At 68.8% G+C, this 17,949-nt stretch carries 17 protein-coding genes; 10 read left to right on the top strand and 7 right to left on the bottom strand.

Translation table 11 applies throughout. The features are described 5' to 3' along the window. Positions 1-11: 11 nt before the first annotated feature. From BAU07_RS27260 to BAU07_RS21770, 4 genes are read left to right on the top strand one after another with little or no spacing between them, the layout of a single operon-like run. A complete protein-coding gene (locus BAU07_RS27260; RefSeq protein ID WP_066662392.1) occupies positions 12-413 on the top strand; it encodes a hypothetical protein in 402 nt (133 codons plus the stop codon). Positions 414-418: 5 nt separating this feature from the next. Then, positions 419-3,001, top strand: coding sequence for a DUF2169 family type VI secretion system accessory protein (locus tag BAU07_RS21780; protein WP_066662390.1), 2,583 nt, complete (start codon positions 419-421; stop codon positions 2,999-3,001). Next, complete coding sequence (locus tag BAU07_RS21775) at positions 2,998-4,053, top strand: pentapeptide repeat-containing protein (RefSeq protein WP_066662388.1); 1,056 nt, start codon at positions 2,998-3,000, stop codon at positions 4,051-4,053. The genes BAU07_RS21780 and BAU07_RS21775 overlap by 4 nt, the downstream gene beginning before the upstream one ends. A 16-nt stretch (positions 4,054-4,069) precedes the next feature. Next, positions 4,070-4,453 (top strand): DUF4150 domain-containing protein, encoded by a 384-nt coding sequence (locus tag BAU07_RS21770; protein WP_066662386.1) that lies wholly within the window; start codon positions 4,070-4,072, stop codon positions 4,451-4,453. Between the two features lie 84 nt (positions 4,454-4,537). Here the strand turns inward: BAU07_RS21770 and BAU07_RS21765 are convergent, their stop codons facing one another. Further along, the gene (locus tag BAU07_RS21765; protein WP_066662384.1) at positions 4,538-5,863 is read right to left on the bottom strand and encodes a sensor histidine kinase; all 1,326 of its coding nucleotides are present in this window, start codon (positions 5,861-5,863) and stop codon (positions 4,538-4,540) included. Positions 5,864-5,865: 2 nt separating this feature from the next. Continuing rightward, on the bottom strand, positions 5,866-6,600 hold the full coding sequence (locus BAU07_RS21760) for a response regulator (protein ID WP_066662381.1): 735 nt from the start codon (positions 6,598-6,600) through the stop codon (positions 5,866-5,868). 511 nt (positions 6,601-7,111) lie between these two features. Here BAU07_RS21760 and BAU07_RS21750 point away from each other — a divergent pair. Both BAU07_RS21750 and BAU07_RS21745 read left to right on the top strand, forming a co-directional pair. Continuing rightward, the gene (locus tag BAU07_RS21750; protein WP_066662375.1) at positions 7,112-7,801 is read left to right on the top strand and encodes a cytochrome c biogenesis CcdA family protein; all 690 of its coding nucleotides are present in this window, start codon (positions 7,112-7,114) and stop codon (positions 7,799-7,801) included. Between the two features lie 106 nt (positions 7,802-7,907). Further along, positions 7,908-8,432: a thioredoxin family protein gene (locus BAU07_RS21745; RefSeq protein ID WP_066665624.1), complete on the top strand. Its 525-nt coding sequence runs from the start codon at positions 7,908-7,910 to the stop codon at positions 8,430-8,432. Here the strand turns inward: BAU07_RS21745 and bioD are convergent. From bioD to bioB, 4 genes are all read right to left on the bottom strand, one after another. Then, entirely contained in the window at positions 8,381-9,127 is a 747-nt protein-coding gene (bioD, locus tag BAU07_RS21740) for a dethiobiotin synthase (protein WP_066662372.1), read from the bottom strand. The genes BAU07_RS21745 and bioD overlap by 52 nt on opposite strands. Beyond that, positions 9,124-10,395 carry an 8-amino-7-oxononanoate synthase gene (locus tag BAU07_RS21735; RefSeq protein ID WP_157122385.1) on the bottom strand — a complete coding sequence of 424 codons (1,272 nt, stop codon included), beginning with the start codon at positions 10,393-10,395 and terminating at the stop codon, positions 9,124-9,126. The genes bioD and BAU07_RS21735 overlap by 4 nt, the downstream gene beginning before the upstream one ends. Before the next feature lie 63 nt (positions 10,396-10,458). After that, positions 10,459-11,832, bottom strand: a complete 1,374-nt coding sequence (bioA, locus tag BAU07_RS21730; RefSeq protein WP_084025912.1) for an adenosylmethionine--8-amino-7-oxononanoate transaminase — start codon at positions 11,830-11,832, stop codon at positions 10,459-10,461. Next, positions 11,829-12,899 (bottom strand): biotin synthase BioB, encoded by a 1,071-nt coding sequence (bioB, locus tag BAU07_RS21725; RefSeq protein ID WP_084025911.1) that lies wholly within the window; start codon positions 12,897-12,899, stop codon positions 11,829-11,831. Before bioB ends, bioA begins: the two co-directional genes overlap by 4 nt. 275 nt (positions 12,900-13,174) lie before the next feature. Here bioB and BAU07_RS21720 point away from each other — a divergent pair, with 275 nt between their 5' ends. From BAU07_RS21720 to BAU07_RS21710, 3 genes are all read left to right on the top strand, one after another. Then, a complete protein-coding gene (locus BAU07_RS21720; RefSeq protein WP_066662368.1) occupies positions 13,175-13,477 on the top strand; it encodes a YciI family protein in 303 nt (100 codons plus the stop codon). A gap of 319 nt (positions 13,478-13,796) precedes the next feature. Beyond that, the gene (locus tag BAU07_RS21715) at positions 13,797-14,750 is read left to right on the top strand and encodes a tripartite tricarboxylate transporter substrate binding protein (RefSeq protein ID WP_198168832.1); all 954 of its coding nucleotides are present in this window, start codon (positions 13,797-13,799) and stop codon (positions 14,748-14,750) included. Positions 14,751-14,923: 173 nt separating this feature from the next. Further along, on the top strand, positions 14,924-16,207 hold the full coding sequence (locus BAU07_RS21710; RefSeq protein ID WP_066662364.1) for a RidA family protein: 1,284 nt from the start codon (positions 14,924-14,926) through the stop codon (positions 16,205-16,207). Positions 16,208-16,283: 76 nt separating this feature from the next. Here the strand turns inward: BAU07_RS21710 and BAU07_RS21705 are convergent, their stop codons facing one another. Beyond that, entirely contained in the window at positions 16,284-17,213 is a 930-nt protein-coding gene (locus BAU07_RS21705; protein ID WP_157122383.1) for an alpha/beta fold hydrolase, read from the bottom strand. Here BAU07_RS21705 and BAU07_RS21700 point away from each other — a divergent pair. After that, the gene (locus BAU07_RS21700) at positions 17,190-17,870 is read left to right on the top strand and encodes an HD domain-containing protein (protein WP_066662361.1); all 681 of its coding nucleotides are present in this window, start codon (positions 17,190-17,192) and stop codon (positions 17,868-17,870) included. The two genes, BAU07_RS21705 and BAU07_RS21700, sit on opposite strands and share 24 nt — an antisense overlap. Positions 17,871-17,949: the final 79 nt, after the last annotated feature.

Below are 17,949 nucleotides of genomic sequence, written 5' to 3'. Positions count from 1 at the left end.
AGGCCTGGTCCATGATTCCCTCTTCTACCTGGCCGGGCTGGACCTGGCTGATCGTGGCCGTCATCGTGCTGTCCATCCTGCAGGCGGGGCTGCACGTGCGCGCCGAGATGCGTCGCCGCGCAGGGGACCGCGCCGTCGCGGCACGGCAGGAGGCCGTGCGCCAGACGGGCCGGCCTGCCCAGGCCGTGGTCCTGCAAACCCGGGACACCGGCATACGGCTGGGAGCGACGACATTCTTCGTGATCGACCTGACGCTGCGCGTGCAGGGCGACGCGCAGTTGCCGGCCTTCGACACGACCTTGCGTGTGCCGATATCGCCGGTGCGCCTGGGGGATTTCGCCGAAGGCAAGACCATACGCGTGCGCATCGATGCCGGCACACGCGAGGTGGCCGTGGACCAACGTACCGAGTAGCCCTTATGAAGACCATCAAGCCGTTTCGCCTTGGCGTACTGCCGCGGCCATACCGCTGGCAAGGGCGCGACCACCTGGGCGTTGCCGTGCTCGCGCTGGTGGAGCTCGGGGACGCGCCGCGCCTGCTTCCCGAGCAGATGTTGTGGAAGCTTGCCGGCGAGGAGGCAGGCGGCGTGCTGGACCTGGGCGTGCCCAAGGCCTACCCGGAAGTCCTGGCGTCCGGATACGCCTATACGCGGCACCAGCGCGATGACACCGCCTGCGGCGTACGCCTGAAGGTGGAAGGCGTCCTGGACAAGTCGCTGCTCGTGTTCGGCGATCGCTACTGGGTCGACGGCAGGCCGGATGCGCGGCGCCCGTTCGAGGCCATGCGGGTGGACTGGGGCCGCGCCTACGGCGGCCCGGGCCACGCCCCCAACCCCGTGGGGATCGGGGCGGTGGATGAAGTCGTCAACGGCGTGCGCGTGCGCAGGGTGCCGAACATCGAATCGCCGCATGAACGTTTGTCCGCGCCTTCCCAGTCCGCGGCGCCCGCCGGCTTCGGGGCGCTGGGCATGGACTGGTCGACCCGTGCGCGGCATCTGGGCACGCGCTACGACCAGGCCTGGCTGGAGCAGGACTATCCGGGTTTCGCCGCCGACACCGACTGGCGCCTGTTCAACGCCGCGCCGCCGGATCAATGGGCCGCTTCGGCGGAGACGCGGCTGGCGGGCGCGGCCTATGAAATATGGCATATGCATCCGGACCGGCCCGTGCTGCGCGGGCGCCTGCCGGACTGGCGGGCGCGCTGTTTCGTCAGCCGCGATGCGGACGGCGGCGCGTTGGAGGAAATCCCGCTGGCCCTGTCCACCGCGTGGTTCTTCCCCCATCGCGACTGCGTGGCCCTGGTCTGGCACGGCCGCGCCGACATCCGCGAGGACGACGGCGCCGACATCCGCCACATCATGCCGGCGGTGGAGATGCCGGGCCAGCCGCGCGACACGGCGCACTATGCCGCGGTCCTGGCCAAGCGGCTCGATCCGCGCCGGGGCGCGGTGCATGCGTTGCTGGACGAGGACCTCGTGCCGCGCGATGTGTGCGGGCCATGGCTGGACAGCGAGATGCGGGACGAAGCCGGTCGACCGTCACGCCGCAACCTGCGCGCGGGTACGCGGCGGCGCCACGCGGCCGCCCGCGCGGACCTGCTGGCCCAGGGCCTGGACCCCGACAAATACCTGCCGCCAGAGGAGGAACCGGAGCCGGCGCAGGCGCTTGCCGATCTGCCGGCCTGGGTGGAACGCATGGAGCGCGAGCAGGACGAAGCACGCCGTGGCGAAGGACAGACGGCCCGCGCCTACACGGATCCGGACATGCCGGCGATGGCCGCCGTGGCGGGCGTGGACCTCGACGGCTTGCGCGGGCTGGATGAATCGGCCCAGGGCGGCAGGACGGGTCCGGCTTTCGACCCGGCGGCGCTGCGCCGCCAGCTGCGCGATGCCGGCGCGCAGGAGGATGCCCGGCTCACCGCCATGCTGCATGGCGCCTACCTGGATTCGGCGCAGCATTACGCCGCTCCGCCGCCGATGACGCCCCACCGCGCGCGTCGTACCCGTATCCGCCTGCAGGCGCGCCAGTCGGGGGACCGGAACGCGGCCGGCATGCAACTGGCCGGCGCCGACCTTTCGGGCATGGACCTGAGCGGCATGGATTTTCGCCGCGCCGTGTTGACCGGCGCCGACCTGAGCGGAGCGCGCCTGGATGGCTGCGATTTCTCCGAGGCGGTGCTGGCTGCCGCGCGCCTGGCCGGCACCTCGGCGCGCGGTGCCCGCTTCGTCGACGCCAACCTCGGCGGCGTGCGTTGCCGCACCGCCGACTTCCATGGCGCAGACCTGTCGCAGGCGCGGTTCGACGAGGCCGTGTGCGAGGAATGCGATTTCGGTGCCGTGACGGCACGCGGCGGCTGCTTCAGCAAAACCCTGTTCCGGTCCTGTGACTTCGGCGGCGCCCAGCTCGCGCAATGGGCCGCCATGAACGTCATCGTGGAGCACTGCGGTTTTCCCGGGGCTGTCCTGGAGCAATGCGCCTGGATGCAATGCGCGCTGCGTGACTGCGACTTCGCCGCCGCGCGGCTGTCCAGGGTCGGTTTCACCCAATGCCAGTTCGACGGTGCGCTGTCCTTCGCGGGCGCGGAACTGGAAGGCTGCGCCTTTGCCGGCGGCGCGGCATTGACCGGCGCGTCCTTCGTCGATGCCGTGGTGTCGAACAGCAGCCTGCGCGGCGCCGTCATGGAGCGCGCCGACCTCAGCGGCGCGCAACTGCAGGCCTGCGATCTGTCGGAGTGCAAGCTGCGCGGCGCCCGGCTGGACCGCGTGCGCGCGCCACGCACCCTGTTCGTGCGCGCCGACTTCCAGGGCGCCAGCCTGCGTGGCGCCGACCTGATCGAAGCCATCCTGGCCAAGGCGGACCTGCTGCGCGCCGACCTCGGGCAGGCCAACCTGTTCCGCGCCGATGTGTCGCAGGCCCGCATGGATGCGTCCACCGGCATGCGGGACGCCTACACCGAAGGCGTCAAGCGCTATCCGCTGCGCCGCCCGGAGCCGGTGGCATGACGACGATCGCCGAACTGCTGGACAAGGTGCGGCATGGCGAGCCGGTGGAAGGGGCTGACCTGCGGGGTGTCGACCTGGCGGGACTGGACCTGGCGGGCGGCTTCTTCGACGAAGTGGACTTCAGCCAGGCCCGCATGGCCGGTTGCCGCCTGGAAGACAGCCAATTCACGCACTGCCGCTTCGACGGCGCGGCCTTGCAGGAGGCGAACCTGGCGCAGGCGCGCCTGGTACGTTGCAGCCTGCGCGGCGCCGATCTGTCGGGCGCCGTCGCGCATGACGCCATGGTGAGCGAATCGGACCTGGGCGGCGTGCGCCTGTGTGGCGCCGCCATGAACAAGGCCAGCTTCCACGCGACGCGGCTGGTGGGGGCGGTATTGCGCATGCCGAAGATCGACCGGGCGGTGTTCTCGCAGACTGCGCTGGACGATGCCGACTTCGGCGACGCCGCCTTGTCCTTCGTCACCTTCCACCGGCTGGACCTGCGCACCACGCGCTTCGCGGGCGCAAGCTGCGAAAGCACCATGTTCGTCGAATGCGATATGACGGGGCAGCAATTGGCCGAACAGGTGTTCGCGCTGTGCCAGTTCACCGACAGCAAGCTCGACGGCGCGGACTTCAGTGGCGCGGACCTGCGGCAGGCGAACTTCAAGGGCGCCTCGCTGCGGCAGTCCCGCTTTGCCGGCGCGCGCGGCCCGCAATGCCTGTTTCCCGAGGCCGACCTCAGCCGGGCGGACCTGCGCGGCGGCCATTTCGACGGCGCCATCTGGGCGGACGCCGTGCTGGAGCGCGCGAACCTGCAGGGCGCCAGCCTGAACCTGTGCGTCTTCCAGCGCGCGCGCGCGGCCGGCGCGGATTTCCGCCGTGCCGGACTGACGGATGCGGATTTCTCGATGGCGGACCTCAGCGACGCCGATATGCGCGACGCGTCCTTTACCCGTACGCGCCTGCACCGCGCGGTGCAACACGGCACGCGCTGGTCGCACCGGACCGGCATCATCGAAAACGACCCCGCCTTGCTGCAGGCCGAACTGTGGTCGGCGGGCAGGCAATGAACGCAGGAGACGCCACATGCTCGCTGTCTGCCAACTGCCCGGCATCGCGCTGGGATTTCCCGACGTGTGCAAGACGCCCATCCCGCCGCTGCCGCACGTGGACGTCGCCACGTCCAGCATGGGCATCCCCGTGGCATGGAACATATTGCTCATGGCCGCGCCGGTGCACAACATGGCTACCGTCGTGCCCATCACGCTGGGCGACACCGCCGGCGTGGGCGGGGGCATCGTCTCCCAGACCTTCATGGGCAGCTCGCGCTACCTGACCGGCGCGTTTACCGTGCTGGTGCGTGGGACGCCCATCGTGCGCATGACCAGCCTGACCTTGCAGAACACCATCAACTCGCCCGGCATGCAGGTGTTTTCGCCGCAACCCAAGCTCCTGGTGCTGGCGCCCTGAGCCGGCGCTGTCTTCATCGTCAGGCTTGCGCGGCCGGTCCGATGCCGCGCCGCAGCGGGGCCTGGGCGCAAGCCGGCCTGTTCGTTACGGCTCCGCGCGCAGCCGCACGTCGGCGCGTAACCCGCCGCCCGCGCGATTGCGCAACACCAGGGTCCCGCCGAGTACAGAGGCCAGTTGCTGCGCGATGGCCAGCCCCAGTCCCGTGCCGCCCGTGTCACGGTTGCGCGAGGTCTCCAGGCGGTAGAAGGGCTGCAGCACCGCATCCAGTTCGGCTTCCGGAATGCCCGGACCGCGGTCCAGCACGGAGATCGTTACCCCATGGTCGGGCTGGGCCTGTACGTGCACTTCGGCCGCGCCCGCGAATTTGACGGCGTTGTCGATCAGGTTGCCCAGCAGGCGGCGCAGCGCGTGCGGCCGCGTGGAGAAGGGGGCGGGATAGCTGCCGCTCAGGACGACCTGTTTTCCGGTGTCCTGGTAATCGCACACCAGGCTGTCCAGGAAGGCATCCAGGTCCAGGCGCGCCGGCGTTTCGTGCACGCCATGCGCGGCGCGCGCATAGGCGATGCCTTCCCGGACCAGCCGCTCGACTTCATCCAGGTCATTGGCCAGCTTTTCCTTGTCCGCCGAGTCTTCCATGAGCTCCGCGCGCAGCTTCATGCGCGTGATCGGCGTTTGCAGGTCATGGGAAATCGCGCCCAGGATGCGCATGCGGTCGGCCAGGTGGGTCGCGATGCGTTCCCGCATGGCGTTGAAGGCGGCCGCGGCATGAGCCACTTCGACCGGGCCGTGCTCGGTCAGGCGCGGACCCGCCTTGTCCGGATCCAGCGTGTCGGCCGCGTGCGCCAGCCGCGTCAGCGGCCGTATCGCCAGCCGGACGGCGAACCACGCGCATCCCACCAGGACGGCCAGCTGCAGCGCCAGGACGGCCGGCAACCAGCGCGCGAGCGGCATGATGGAGAGGCGGATGTCGAGCGTGACCGGCTCGCCATCGCGCAGGCGTATGAGGGCCTGGATGTGCTTGGGATCATCCCGCATTTCGCGCACCGTGACGGCGTAGCCGGGGAGTGCGCGCTTGATCGTGTCGGCCGCCGTGTGCGCCGCCGGGGTGCTCAGGGGCTGGTCCGCCGTTCCTGCGGCGAGGATATAGCGCCGGTTCGGGCTGTCCAGGCGCGGCAGCCAGGCCGGGCGCTCCTCCCTCGGCAGGCGGTCCAGGATGTCGACCGCGATGCTGACGTCCCGCGTCAGGTCGCCCAGCATGACCGAGCGCGCGGCGTCATACCGTTCATAGAAAAGCAGCGCGAAGGACAGGGCATGGGCCAGCACCAGGGCCACCAGGAAGATGACGAACAGCCGGATACCCAGGGTGCGCGGCCACAGCGGGAGCCGCCATGCGCGGGCCGATGCGTCCATCGTCAGGCCTCCGTCACATCGACCGGCGAGGCAAAGACATAGCCTTCGCTGCGCACCGTCTTGATGTAGCGCGGCTCGCGCGCGTCTTCGCGCAGGCGCTGGCGTACGCGGCTGACCAGCAGGTCGATGGAGCGCCCGTACAGGTCGGCGTCGCGGCCCTGCGTCAGGTTCAGCAACTGGTCGCGCGTCAGCACGCGTTGCGGATGGTCCAGGAACACGCGCAGCAGGCGGTACTCCGCGCCGCTCAGCGAGACCACGGTGCCTTGGGCATCCAGCAGATGGCGCGCGGTCGTGTCCAGGCGCCAGTCGCCGAAGCTGATGTGGCGGCCGGGCTCGGTCACCTGGAAGTTCGGCGGCAGCATGCGCGTGCGCCGCAGCACGGCCTTGATCCGCGCCAGCAGCTCGCGCGCCACGAAGGGTTTGACCAGGTAGTCGTCCGCGCCCATCTCCAGCCCCAGCACGCGGTCCATATCGTCGCTGCGCGCGGTCAGCAGCACGATGGGGATGCGGCGGTGCTTGCCGCTGCGCAGTTCGCGGCACAGGACCAGGCCATCGTCGCCCGGCATCATGATGTCCAGGACGATCAGGTCGACCGTCATGCTTTCCAGCAACTGCCGCATCTGGCGGCCGTCCGCGGCGAAGGTGACCTCCAACCCGTTTTTCTTCAGGAAATTGCCGGCGAGTTCCCGTATTTCCCGATCGTCGTCCACGATCATGATGTGATCGATCTGGTCCATCCTGCCTGCCTCGTCACGAAGGTTGGTGGGCGCGCAAGGCAGCCGCGGTGGTACGGCGGCGCGGGCCGTGTGCGAAGGATAGTCGCAAAGCCCGGCAGCGGGTATCCCTGCCGCCGGGGCGGCGCGTCGATGCGCGGGTCGCGATCAGCGTGCACTGCAGGGGGTGGACGCATTCCGTGCCGAGGCCGCCCAGCGTCAGGAGCAGCGCCGCGAGCCAGCGCTTCATGGCCGCGGCCCGCCGCCGGCGCCGCGAAGGCGGGAGGGGGAAGAAATCGGTTCCTTCATGGTCGTCTCCAGTGTGGGCCCCCGTGTCGGGGCCATGGTCGGGATGGACGCTTTATACCGTCGGGCGGCGCGGCGATTGTGTCGTAGTGTGTACGGCCGGGCCGGCGATACAGAACATTTAAAAAAGCCGCTTTGCCGGCACAGCCCGGATACGTGACCCCGTTGAAATGCGTGCATCGAGGGCCGGTTGCCACCGCGAGGCCCTTACCAAACGGGATTACGCCACATGGACTTTATCGATCCGCCCATCGCCCTGCTGGCCGGCGTGCTGACCATCGCCTCGCCGTGCGTGCTGCCCCTGTTGCCGGTCGTGCTCGGCACGTCGGTGGAGCGCGCCGGGCGTGCCCGGCCGCTTTTCATCGTGTCGGGCTTCGTGCTGGCGTTCGCCGCCCTGGGCGTCGCGCTGAGCCTGCTGTCCCAGTCCGCCGCATTCGCCCACGAAACGGTGCGCGGCGTGTCCACCGCCTTGCTCGCGCTGTTCGGGCTGCTGCGCATCTGGCCGCGCCCCTACGATTGGCTGGCGGCGCGGCTCGGCGGCTCACTGCAGCGGCTGACGCTGCCCAGGGGCGCCGACATGGGCGGCAATGCCGGCGGGTTCGTGCTGGGCATGTCCCTGGGCGCCGTCTGGACGCCCTGCGCGGGGCCCGTGCTGGCGTCCATCCTGATCCTGGTCGCCAAGGCGCAGGACACCGCGCATTCCGGCCTGCTGCTTTTCCTGTTCGCCTTGGGCGCCGGCATACCGATGCTGGGCATTGCCTACGGCGGCAGGTTCATCGCGGCCCGCGTGCGCCGCATCGCGCGGTACAGCGGTCGCCTGCAGCAAGGCTTTGGCGTGCTGTTGATCCTTACCGCCGTGGCCATCCATTTCCAGTACGACGTCCTGGCCTATGCCTGGATCGCCGGTCTTTTCCAATGAACCCGTTTCAGTCCGCACCCATCCATCGGAGCCGCCAGCCATGAACCTCTATCCGTCGACGCCGCGCGCCGCGCTTCCCCGTCCCATGAACGCCAAAGGAACCCAAATGCTCCCCAGCCTGAGAAAACTGGCCTTCACCACCCTGGTCGCGGCCGCCGCCGCCACCAACGCCCATGCCGCCGCCGCGACGACCTTCAAGGCGCCGGAATTCACCGGCATAGAAACCTGGCTGAACAGCGCCCCTCTGACCCTGTCGGCGCTGCGCGGCAAGGTGGTGCTGGTCGACTTCTGGACCTATACCTGCATCAACTGCATCCGCACGCTGCCGTACGTGAAGAGCTGGCACGAAAAATACAAGGACCAGGGCCTGGTCGTGGTGGGGGTGCATACGCCCGAGTTCTCCTTCGAACGCCCCACCGCCAACGTACAGGCGGCGATCAAGCGCTTCGGCATCACGTACCCCGTCGCCCAGGACAATGGATATCAGACCTGGGACGCCTACCGCAACATGTACTGGCCGGCCTTCTACCTGATCGACAAGCGCGGCCAGGTGATCTACAGCCATTTCGGCGAGGGGCGCTACGGCGATACCGAGGCGCAGATCCAGCGCGCCCTGGCCCAGGCGGAATAGCGCAACAAACCTAGGTCCAGGAAGGCGGCGGCCGCTTGCCCGCGGGGTTGCGCCATCCATGGGATGGTGCCGATCCACGGCACGCCATGGCGTCGCTCCAGCAGCACCCGCAAGCCCGCGATGTTGTCATCCCGCAAGCGCATGCCGGCATCGATGACGTTGGCGATCCAGCCGACCATGGTGAGGCCGCTGGCCGCAATGGATTCCGCCGTCAGCAGCGCATGGCTCAGGCATCCAAGCCGTATGCCGACCACCAGGATCACAGGGATATCCAGGGCCCGCGCCAGGTCACCCGTGTCGCGCACGTCGTCCAGCGGCACCCGGAAGCCGCCCACGCCTTCCACCACCGTCATGTCCGCGCCCGCCGATACCGCGGCATGGCATTGGACGACGCGCGCGATGTCCAGCGAGACGCCTTCCTGGCGTGCCGCCAGGTGCGGGGCGACGGGCGCGCGCAGCAGGAAGGGCGTGGATAGCGCACGCGGCACCGCCACGGTGGCGGCGGCGGCCAGCGCCTCGGCGTCTTCGTTGCGCCAGACGCCGAGGGCGTCGGGCTCCGCGCCGGCGGCGATGGGCTTCATCGCCGCCGTGGCCAGCCCGCGCCCCGCGAAGGCGTGCAGCAGGGCGCAACTGGCCAGGGTCTTGCCGATTTCCGTGTCGGTGCCCGCCACGAAAACGGATAGGCCGGCTCTCATGGCGCCGGCGCCGGACGCTGAACGGCCCCGGCCCGCCGCAGCGCTTCGCCGAGCCGCTCGAGGTCCGCCATGTCGTGGGCGGCCGACAGGGATAGCCGCAGGCGCGCCGTGCCGGGCGGCACGGTGGGCGGGCGCACCGCCGGCACCCAGAAGCCCTGTTCCTGCAGGGTGCCGGCCAGCCTGAGCGCGGTTTCGTTTTGCCCGGCGATGACGGGTTGTACCGCCGTCGTCGAATCGAGCACCCGCCATGCGGTGCGGAGCAGCATGGCGCGCATGGCGTCGATGCGCTGGCGCAGCCGCGCGCGGCGCATGCGTCCCTCGTCGCCGCGCATCAGCGCCAGGCTGGCCGAGGCGGCATGCGCCAGCGCGGGCGCCGCCGCCGTGGTGAAGATATAGCTGCGGGCGCGCTGTATCAGCCATTCAATGACGGGGGCCTCGGCCACCACGAAAGCGCCCGCAACGCCCGCCGCCTTGCCCAAGGTCCCCATGTAGACCAGCAGCGGCGAGCGCAGGTCCAGTGCGGCGACGGTACCGGCTCCGTCGTCCCCGTGCACACCGAAGCCGTGCGCATCGTCCACCACCAGCCAGGCCTGGTGGCGGTGGGCCAGCGCCAGCAGCGCCGTCAGTGGGGCGATATCGCCGTCCATGCTGAAGACCGCATCGGTGACGATGATCCTGACGCCGGTCGTCTTCCCCGCTGCGGCCGCGTTTTTTGCGTCTGCCGTTCCCGCTTGCGCCGCGGCCACCGCATCCGCTTCCATCATCCGGCCCAGCGCACCGGCGTCGGCGTGCGGATAGATGCGGACGTCGGCTCGCGAAAGCCTGGCACCGTCGATCAGCGACGCGTGATTCAAGGCGTCCGAGTAAATCGTCGCGCCACGCCCGCCCAGCGCCGTCAGGATGGCCATGTTGGCCATATACCCGGTGCAGAACGACAGGGCTCGTGCATGGGTGGCGAACCCGCCTGCATACCCGGCCAGGTCGGCTTCCAACTGTTCGTGCGCGCGTGTATGGCCGCCCAGCAGGTGCGAGCCGCCGCTGCCGGCGCCGTAGCGGCGCGCACCCTCGGCAATCGCCTCCACCAGGGCGGGGTGGCTGGCCAGGCCCAGGTAATCGTTGCTCGCGAAAGCGATAAGGCGCTGGCCGTCCAGGCGCATGCGCGGGGTGCAGGGCGTCTGCGCCACGCGGCGCCGCCGCGTCAGCGCGCGCGCGTCCAGGTCGGCCAGGCCGGCACGCAGGACATCGAACGGATGCAGGGCAGGTTCCATTGCAGGGACTCCATGGCAAGGTTGCGTCGCGCACGCCGGCGATAGGGCTTGCCGGCGCGCGGTTCAGTATGGGGTGGCCGCCGCGGCATCGTCGGCGAGCGTGCGTTCCAAGGCCTGCAGGGTGCCGTCGGCCAGCCAGTCGGTTTCCTCGGCGTCCAGGATGTAGGGCGGCATCAGGTAGACCGTGCGCCCGATGGGCCGCAGCAGCACGCCCGCGGACAGGGCGTGCTGGAAGAAGCGCCGCGCGAAGGTGCGCGCCGCCTGCGGCGCGTCGATGACCACGTCGAAGGCCAGGATGGCGCCGCAGCGGCGCAGGTGCGAGATGCGAGCATCGCCGGCCAGTGGCTGGAGCCGCGCGGCCAATGCGTCGAAGCGGGCGCGGTTTTCGTGCAGCACGTTGTGGGCGTCGAACAGGTCCAGCGTCGCCAGCGCGGCGCGGCAGGCCAGCGGGTTGCCGGTGTAGGAATGCGAATGCAGGAAGCCGCGCGCCGTGTCGTCGTCGTAGAAGGCGGCATGGATCTCGTCGCTGGCCAGTACCGCCGACAAGGGCAGGTAGCCGCCGGTGATGCCCTTGGACAGGCACAGCAGGTCCGGACGGATGCCGGCCTGTTCGTGCGCGAAGAACGTACCGGTGCGACCGAAGCCGACGGCAATCTCGTCGGCGATCAAATGCACCTCGTATCGGTCGCACAGCGTCCGCAGTCCGGCGAGGTAACCGGCATCGTGCATGGCCATGCCGGCGGCGCACTGTACCAGCGGTTCGACAATGATCGCCGCGATGGTCGACCCCTGCGTCTCCAGCAAGGCGGCGACGCCGGCCAGGGCGCGTGCCGCCGCGTCGGCAGCCGTCTCGCCGGGCCGCGCATGCCGCGCATCCGGGGAGGGCACGCGATGCGCGTGGCGCAGCAGGGGATCGTACGCGTCGCGGAACAGCGGCACGTCGGTCACGCCCAGCGCGCCCAGGGTCTCGCCGTGGTAGCCGTGCTCGATGCAAGCGAAGTCGCGCTTGGCCGGGCGTCCTGCGTTGCGCCAGTAATGGAAGCTCATTTTCAGCGCGATCTCGACGGCCGACGCGCCGTCCGAGGCATAGAAGGCATGGCCCAGCGCGCCCTGCGTCAGCGCCGACAGGCGCTCGGCCAGGGCCACGGCCGGCCGATGCGTGCAGCCGGCCAGCATGGCGTGCTCCAGCGTGCCCAACTGGTCGACCAGCGCGGCGTTGATCGCCGGATTGGCATGGCCGAACAGGTTGACCCACCACGAGCTGATGCCATCCAGGTAGCGGCGGCCATCAATGTCGTACAGCCACGCCCCGGACGCACGCTCGATGGGAAGCAGGGGCAGCCGCTCGTGCTCCTTCATCTGCGTGCAGGGATGCCAGACGGCGCGCAGGCTGCGCGCGACCCAATCGTGCTGCCCGCGGTCCACGCCGGCCATCATGCCGCGCGCTCCGCGTCCGCCGCATGCATACCCAGCCGCGCCAGCAGGCGCTGGTCGGCTTGCACCTGCGGATTGGCGGTCGTCAACAACTGTTCGCCGTAGAAGATGGAGTTGGCCCCTGCCAGGAAGCACAGCGCCTGCGTCGCGTCGTCCATCTGTTCGCGGCCGGCGGACAGGCGCACCATGGCGCGCGGCATGGTGATGCGCGCCACCGCGATCGTGCGCACGAACTCGAACGCGTCCAGTGGCTCCGCATCCTGCAGGGGCGTGCCCGCGACCCGCACGAGGTTGTTGATCGGCACAGATTCGGGATACGGGTCCAACGCGGCGAGCTGCGCGATCAGGCCGGCGCGGGCCAGGCGGTTTTCTCCCATGCCGACGATGCCGCCGCAGCACACCTTGATTCCGGCCTCGCGCACGCGTTGCAGCGTATCCAGCCGGTCCTGGTAGGTGCGGGTCGTCACGATGGTCCCGTAGAACGCCGGCGACGTGTCCAGGTTGTGGTTGTAGTAGTCCAGCCCGGCCTCGGCCAGCGCGCGGGCCTGGCCGTCCTCCAGCATCCCCAGCGTGACGCAGGTCTCCAGGCCCAGCGCCTTGACCTCGGCCACCATGCGGGCCACGGCGGCGACCTGCCGGGGCTTGGGCGAACGCCATGCGGCACCCATGCAGAAGCGCCGCGCACCGGCCGCCCGGGCCGCGCGCGCGGCGGCGAGTACATCGTCCAACGGCATCAAGGGCTGGCCCGCGACCCCGGCGTCATGGTGCGCCGACTGCGGGCAATAGCCGCAGTCTTCCGGACAGCCGCCCGTCTTGATCGACAGCAGGCTGGACAGTTGGATGGCGCAAGGGTCGAAGTGCTCCCTGTGTACCTCCTGGGCGCGATGGATCAATTGCGGAAACGGCAGCTCGTACAAGGCCGCCACGCTTTCGACGGTCCAGCGAGGCCGGTCCGCCCCGGCATGGTGCGAAGGCACCGGCGGAACCGGGGCGCCCGGCGCAGGGCAGTTCGACGGTGACGAGGCGGCGGACGGCGGCGCGGCGGAGGAAACGGGACGAGAAGCAGGCATGCGGCGAACTCCGGCAGGGGTGTTGAGGCGGCCGGATCGTAGGAATGTCGCCGCGCGGAATCAAACATGCCTTTTCGTGGAAATAGAGTGTAAGTTGTGCGCAAAATGGCGACGTAGACGGTTTTTTGGAGCGTCGTGGCTGCATCTTGCCAGCTACTTCGCGGGCCGCTCGGGGGCGATATTTGGTGTCAATGTGTATCTGAAGGAGCTGCTACGAGGGCCGTAGCGGGATATTCCGCAACATCGCTCGACCACCATCCGACCGAGGAGACTGCATGCTTTACGCCATTCACTTGCTGGACAAACCCGGCGCCGCCGACATTCGCGCGCGCGTACGGCCCGAACACAGGGCATATCTGGCCACCAAGGCGGACCAGATGGCGTTCGCCGGTCCCTTGCTGGCCGACGACGGGCAGACCATGGTGGGCAGCCTGCTCGTCATCGATTTCGCCTCCCGCGATGCGGCCGCCCAATGGCTACGCGAGGAACCATTCACCCGCCACGGCGTGTACGCCAGCACGTCGATCTATGCGTTCACCAACCTATGGCCGCAGAAAGTCGGCTTCCCGGCCGGCTAGGCGCACAGGACGGTGCGGCGACGCCGCACCACCAGGCAACGGACGGCATAGCGCCGCGCGCGGCGCAATCGCGTAGCGTCCGTCGGGCGGGAACGCGGCCGGCCGTGCGCCGGGCATCGAAGATCCCGTTGAATAGTGTGTTCACCCAATCGCCTTGTTCTTTGGCCGGCACCGTCGCACCATGCAGGCATCCCTGTCCGATCAACCGCAGGAGCCTGTGATGAACCGTGTTTCGATACGTCGCGCATTGGCCCCATGGGTCCCGTTGGCCCCATTGGCTCGGATCTCCTCCCTGGCATGCATGCCGGCATGGGTTCGCTTGCTTCCGCTGCTGGCGATCTGTGCCGCCGTGGCCGCGCCGTCGGCGCGAGCCGACGACTATCCCGCGCGTGGCATCCGGGTGATCGTGCCGTATTCGGCCGGCGGTTCGTCGGATGCACCCATGCGCGTCGTCGCCCAGCAACTGTCCCAGCAGCTCGGACAAGCGCTGGTGGTGGAGAACAAGCCGGGGCAGGGCGGCATGATAGGAACCGAGGCCGCCGCGCGATCGGCGCCGGACGGCTATACCTTGCTGCTCGCGTCGAATCCGCAGGTCATCAGCGCCAGCCTGTACAAGAACCTGGCCTTCGACCCGGTCGGCGACTTCTCGGCGATCTCGCTGTTCGTGCGCGAGCCCAGCGTGCTCGTCGTCAATCCCAGGTTGCCGGTGCGCACGCTGGGCGAATTCATCGACTACGTCAAGGCGCGTCCCGGCAAGATCGACTATGCGTCCTCCGGCAACGGCAGCGCGCAGCACCTGTTCACCGCCATGTTCCTGTCGGCCGCCGGCCTGCAGATGATGCACATTCCCTATCGCGGCAGCGCGCAGGCGGTGACCGACGTGGTCGGCGGCCAGATCCTGGTCGCCATGCCGGGGCTTGCGGCCATGATGCCGCACATCCGTGAGAAGCGCCTGATCCCGCTGGCCGTGACCGGCGAGAAGCGCTCGCCGCTGCTGCCCGACGTGCCTACGCTGGCGGAATCCGGTTTTCCCGGGTTTTCGGCCTATGTCTGGTCGGGGCTCGTGGCGCCCAAGGGCACGCCGGCCCCCATCATCGATCGCCTCAACCGCGAGCTCAAGCAGGCGATGGCGGCGCCCGCCGTAAAGACCTACATGGACAACGCGTCGGTGGAAATCATCACCGACACGCCGGCCGAGTTCCAGGCCTTCTTGCAGCAGGAAAAGGAACGCGCCGCCAAGGCTGTCCAGCAGGCGGGGCTGAAGGTGGACTGAGCGGCGCCGCGCGATTTCCCGGATCGACAGGTGGACCCAGGATTTGCCGGGCCGGCGTGCGGCGGCACGATAGTTCAAGGAGACGGAGCGCGGCTCGTTGCCAGCCTGTCGCCCCGATCGCCGCCCGCCATGGCGCCGCGCAGCCGCGCACAGATTCATACGGAGACAGCAGCATGACCTTCGAACGTTACGGCGCCAGGCGCTATGGCAACGGCGACATCGTCCACATTCCCTTCGTGCGCGCCGGCAACTGGGTGTTCGGCACGGGCTTGCGGGCGGTGTTGCCCAATGGACTGGCCGACCCGGCCGTTCTGCGCGCCGACCGTCCGCTGGGGCTGGCGCCGCAGGCGCAACGCGAGGCCGAAGCCATCTTCGGCGCCATGCGCCAGGGGCTGGAGCAGGCCGGCAGCGCCATGGACCGCGTGGCCCGCCTGGACCAGTACTATCCGGATTCCCGCTACGTCGATCCCTACCATGTCGCGCGCAAGCAAGCGCTGGCGGGCCAGGTCGCGCCCAGTACCTCTGTGGTGGTGGACCGCCTCTTGAACCTGGATGCATCGATGGATGTCCAGGTCATGGCGGCCACGGCGGCCAGCGGCTATACCGCGCAGAAGGCCGGCGCGCAGCAGCTCAATGTCCCGCAGACGTCCGGCTACGCGCCATGCCTGCGCATGGGGGACATGATCTTTGTCGCCGGCCAACTGGCGCGGGATTCCACCGGCAATATCGCGCCCGAGGCCATGGTGCCCGCCGGCCAGTTGTGGAACGGCACCCGCATCAAGCTCGAGACCGACTATCTCGTGCAGAAGCGGCTGTTGCCTGCGCTGGAGGCCGCGGGCAGCCGGCTGGACCTGGTATTGAAAGCGCAGGTCTACCTCGGTCATGGCGAGGACCTGCCCGCCTTCTGGCAGTCGTGGTCACGTGCCTTCGGCGGCCGCGTTCCGCCGACCACGGTCGTGCCGGTGCGCCATCCGGCCTTCGGTACCCGCGAAGCAACCATAGAAGTGAACCTGGTCGCCGCGCACGCCGGCGGCGCGCAGCGGCTGCGCGACATCGATTGCGACGTCGCGCTGATCGCCCCGGACATGATGCCGGCGCGCGTCTTCGACGGCATACTGTTCGTGGCCGGCCTCATGGGTATCGAGGACGGCGGCCTGTGCGGCGCCGCGCGCGTGGAACCGAGCGCGCCCTTCTATGACGATCCGGTCCACGCGCAGATGCACGACATCCTGCAGAAGGCGGCCACCATCTTCGCGGCGGCCGGTACGGACCTGAGCCGCGTGACGCGCGCCTTGCACTTCCACGCGGACCTGGGCGAGTTCCGGCGCGGGTACATGGCCTGGGACGGCGACCTGCGGCGCGCGGGCCTGCCGTTCAGCGCCATCCAGGTCGCGGACCCGATCTTCCTGCGGGGCGCCTCGGTCATGCTGGATCTGTGGGGGCATGCCCCGGCGTGAGTCGGCGCCGGCTCTCCCCGCAGGGCGCCGCGATGATGCTCGGGTGTGTGGACTGATGCCGCGGCCCGAGCCGACGCTAGCGCGCTTTCATTCCGGAGAAGAAGGCCGCCAGGATTCCCGCCAGCTTCACGGGCTGCTCCATCGGGCTGGGATGCCCGCCGGGAATTTCGGCATAAGCTGCGTCCAGGCTGGCCGCAAGCGCCTTGCCCTCCGCGGGCGTGGTGATGAGATCTTCCTCGGAGGACACGACGAGCGCCGGATAAGGCCATGGCCGGTTGCCGGCCCCCGCGCCGAAGGTCTTCAGCGCATGCAACTGCCGCTCCTGATCGGCGAGCGACTGCGGCGCCGGATGCTTCCTGAGCACGTCCTTGTAGGCGGCGATGTTCCCCGGCATGGCCAGCCACGCCTTGCCGGCAAACCAGGGCAGGCCGACATCGACCTGGAGGTCGAAATCCACATCGGCGCGGCGCAATGCCAGCAAGGTATCCAGGGCAAGCAGGGTGGTGGCGCTGAACGAGCGGGTGGAATTGACGATGGCGCATTGCCCGCAGATGCCGGCGTGCCGCGCGAGCATCGTTTGCACGATGGCGCCCCCCATGGACTGCCCCACCAGGGCGGGGCGCGACAGTCCAAGATGCCGGATCAGGCCCGCCGCGTCATCGGCCAGGGTTTCCATCGAAAAAGCCTTGCCGTTATCTTTGCTGCGGCCAACGGCCCTGTTGTCGAATACCACCACCTGGAAATGCTGCGCCAGGTCGGGCACCATGGCGTCCCAGAACGTGTGATCGCAGGTATAGCCGGCGATCAGGACGATCGGCGCACCGGCTCCATGGACTTCGTAATACAGCTCCAGGTCGCCGATTCTGCAGGTCGTCATGATGGTTTCCTGTTCGCGTCCAGGACGATCGAGGTCCAGATCGCGGTAGTTTTGTCCCGTATGATGGAAAGCCTGCATCTGAGCGCTAATAGCGCCGCCCTTCATATGCACGCCAACCTCGAACTGCAATCGACGATCTCCGAATGGCGCCCGAGGCTGAGACGCTTAGCCGCCACATACGTTGGAACCGACTCCGCCCATGATCTCAATCACCTGGACAGAGTGTGGGCGAATGCGCGTCAAATCATGGCTTCGACCACGGATGCAAATGGCCTCGTGGTCTTGGCGGCATGCTATCTCCATGATCTTATCAATGTCCCCAAGAATCACCCCGATCGCGCGAAAGCGTCCTCGATATCGGCGTCCGAAGCCGTTGTTCGGCTGAAGCAGCTGCGGTACCCCGCCGAATACCTTGACGATGTCGCTCATGCGATCGAGGCCCATAGTTATTCTGCGGGGATCGCTCCAAGGTCGATTGAAGCGAAAGTGGTGCAAGACGCTGACCGCCTCGACGCCTTGGGTGCGGTCGGACTGGCGCGCATGTTCCACATCGGGGGCCGATTGAACTGCGCTCTCGCCCACGATAGCGATCCCCTGGCGATGCAACGTCCGGTGGACGATATGCTGTACTCGCTCGATCACATTGAGCAGAAGCTGCTCCGCTTGCCTGATGCGATGCAGACGCAAGCCGGACGCACGCTGGCGACCAAGCGTGCCGACCTGCTGGCCAAGTTTCGAGACCGCTTTGTATCCGAGTGGACGGGACGGCTCGAAGGGATGGCATGAGCGACTAGTCGGCCGCATAAGCAAAAAGCCCCGGCGGACCGGGGCTTAGGCATTGACCAATGACGTCATCATCGTTCTG

The organism is Bordetella flabilis, assembly GCF_001676725.1.
Classification (GTDB): domain Bacteria; phylum Pseudomonadota; class Gammaproteobacteria; order Burkholderiales; family Burkholderiaceae_B; genus Bordetella_C; species Bordetella_C flabilis.
Note: the sequence above shows the minus strand (reverse complement) of the source record. Positions and strands in the feature narration are given on the sequence as shown.

Bases quoted from the DNA above. Each gene is read 5' to 3' on its own strand.
- BAU07_RS27260 (WP_066662392.1), top strand. From the start codon at position 12: ATGATTCCCTCTTCTACCTGGCCGGGCTGGACCTGGCTGATCGTGGCC.
- BAU07_RS21780 (WP_066662390.1), top strand. From the start codon at position 419: ATGAAGACCATCAAGCCGTTTCGCCTTGGCGTACTGCCGCGGCCATAC.
- BAU07_RS21745 (WP_066665624.1), top strand. From the start codon at position 7,908: ATGCTCCCCAGCCTGAGAAAACTGGCCTTCACCACCCTGGTCGCGGCC.
- BAU07_RS21760 (WP_066662381.1), bottom strand. From the start codon at position 6,600: ATGGACCAGATCGATCACATCATGATCGTGGACGACGATCGGGAAATA.
- bioB (WP_084025911.1), bottom strand. From the start codon at position 12,899: ATGCCTGCTTCTCGTCCCGTTTCCTCCGCCGCGCCGCCGTCCGCCGCC.
- bioA (WP_084025912.1), bottom strand. From the start codon at position 11,832: ATGATGGCCGGCGTGGACCGCGGGCAGCACGATTGGGTCGCGCGCAGC.
- BAU07_RS21775 (WP_066662388.1), top strand. From the start codon at position 2,998: ATGACGACGATCGCCGAACTGCTGGACAAGGTGCGGCATGGCGAGCCG.
- BAU07_RS21765 (WP_066662384.1), bottom strand. From the start codon at position 5,863: ATGGACGCATCGGCCCGCGCATGGCGGCTCCCGCTGTGGCCGCGCACC.
- BAU07_RS21735 (WP_157122385.1), bottom strand. From the start codon at position 10,395: ATGGAACCTGCCCTGCATCCGTTCGATGTCCTGCGTGCCGGCCTGGCC.
- BAU07_RS21700 (WP_066662361.1), top strand. From the start codon at position 17,190: ATGCACGCCAACCTCGAACTGCAATCGACGATCTCCGAATGGCGCCCG.
- bioD (WP_066662372.1), bottom strand. From the start codon at position 9,127: ATGAGAGCCGGCCTATCCGTTTTCGTGGCGGGCACCGACACGGAAATC.
- BAU07_RS21750 (WP_066662375.1), top strand. From the start codon at position 7,112: ATGGACTTTATCGATCCGCCCATCGCCCTGCTGGCCGGCGTGCTGACC.
- BAU07_RS21710 (WP_066662364.1), top strand. From the start codon at position 14,924: ATGACCTTCGAACGTTACGGCGCCAGGCGCTATGGCAACGGCGACATC.
- BAU07_RS21770 (WP_066662386.1), top strand. From the start codon at position 4,070: ATGCTCGCTGTCTGCCAACTGCCCGGCATCGCGCTGGGATTTCCCGAC.
- BAU07_RS21720 (WP_066662368.1), top strand. From the start codon at position 13,175: ATGCTTTACGCCATTCACTTGCTGGACAAACCCGGCGCCGCCGACATT.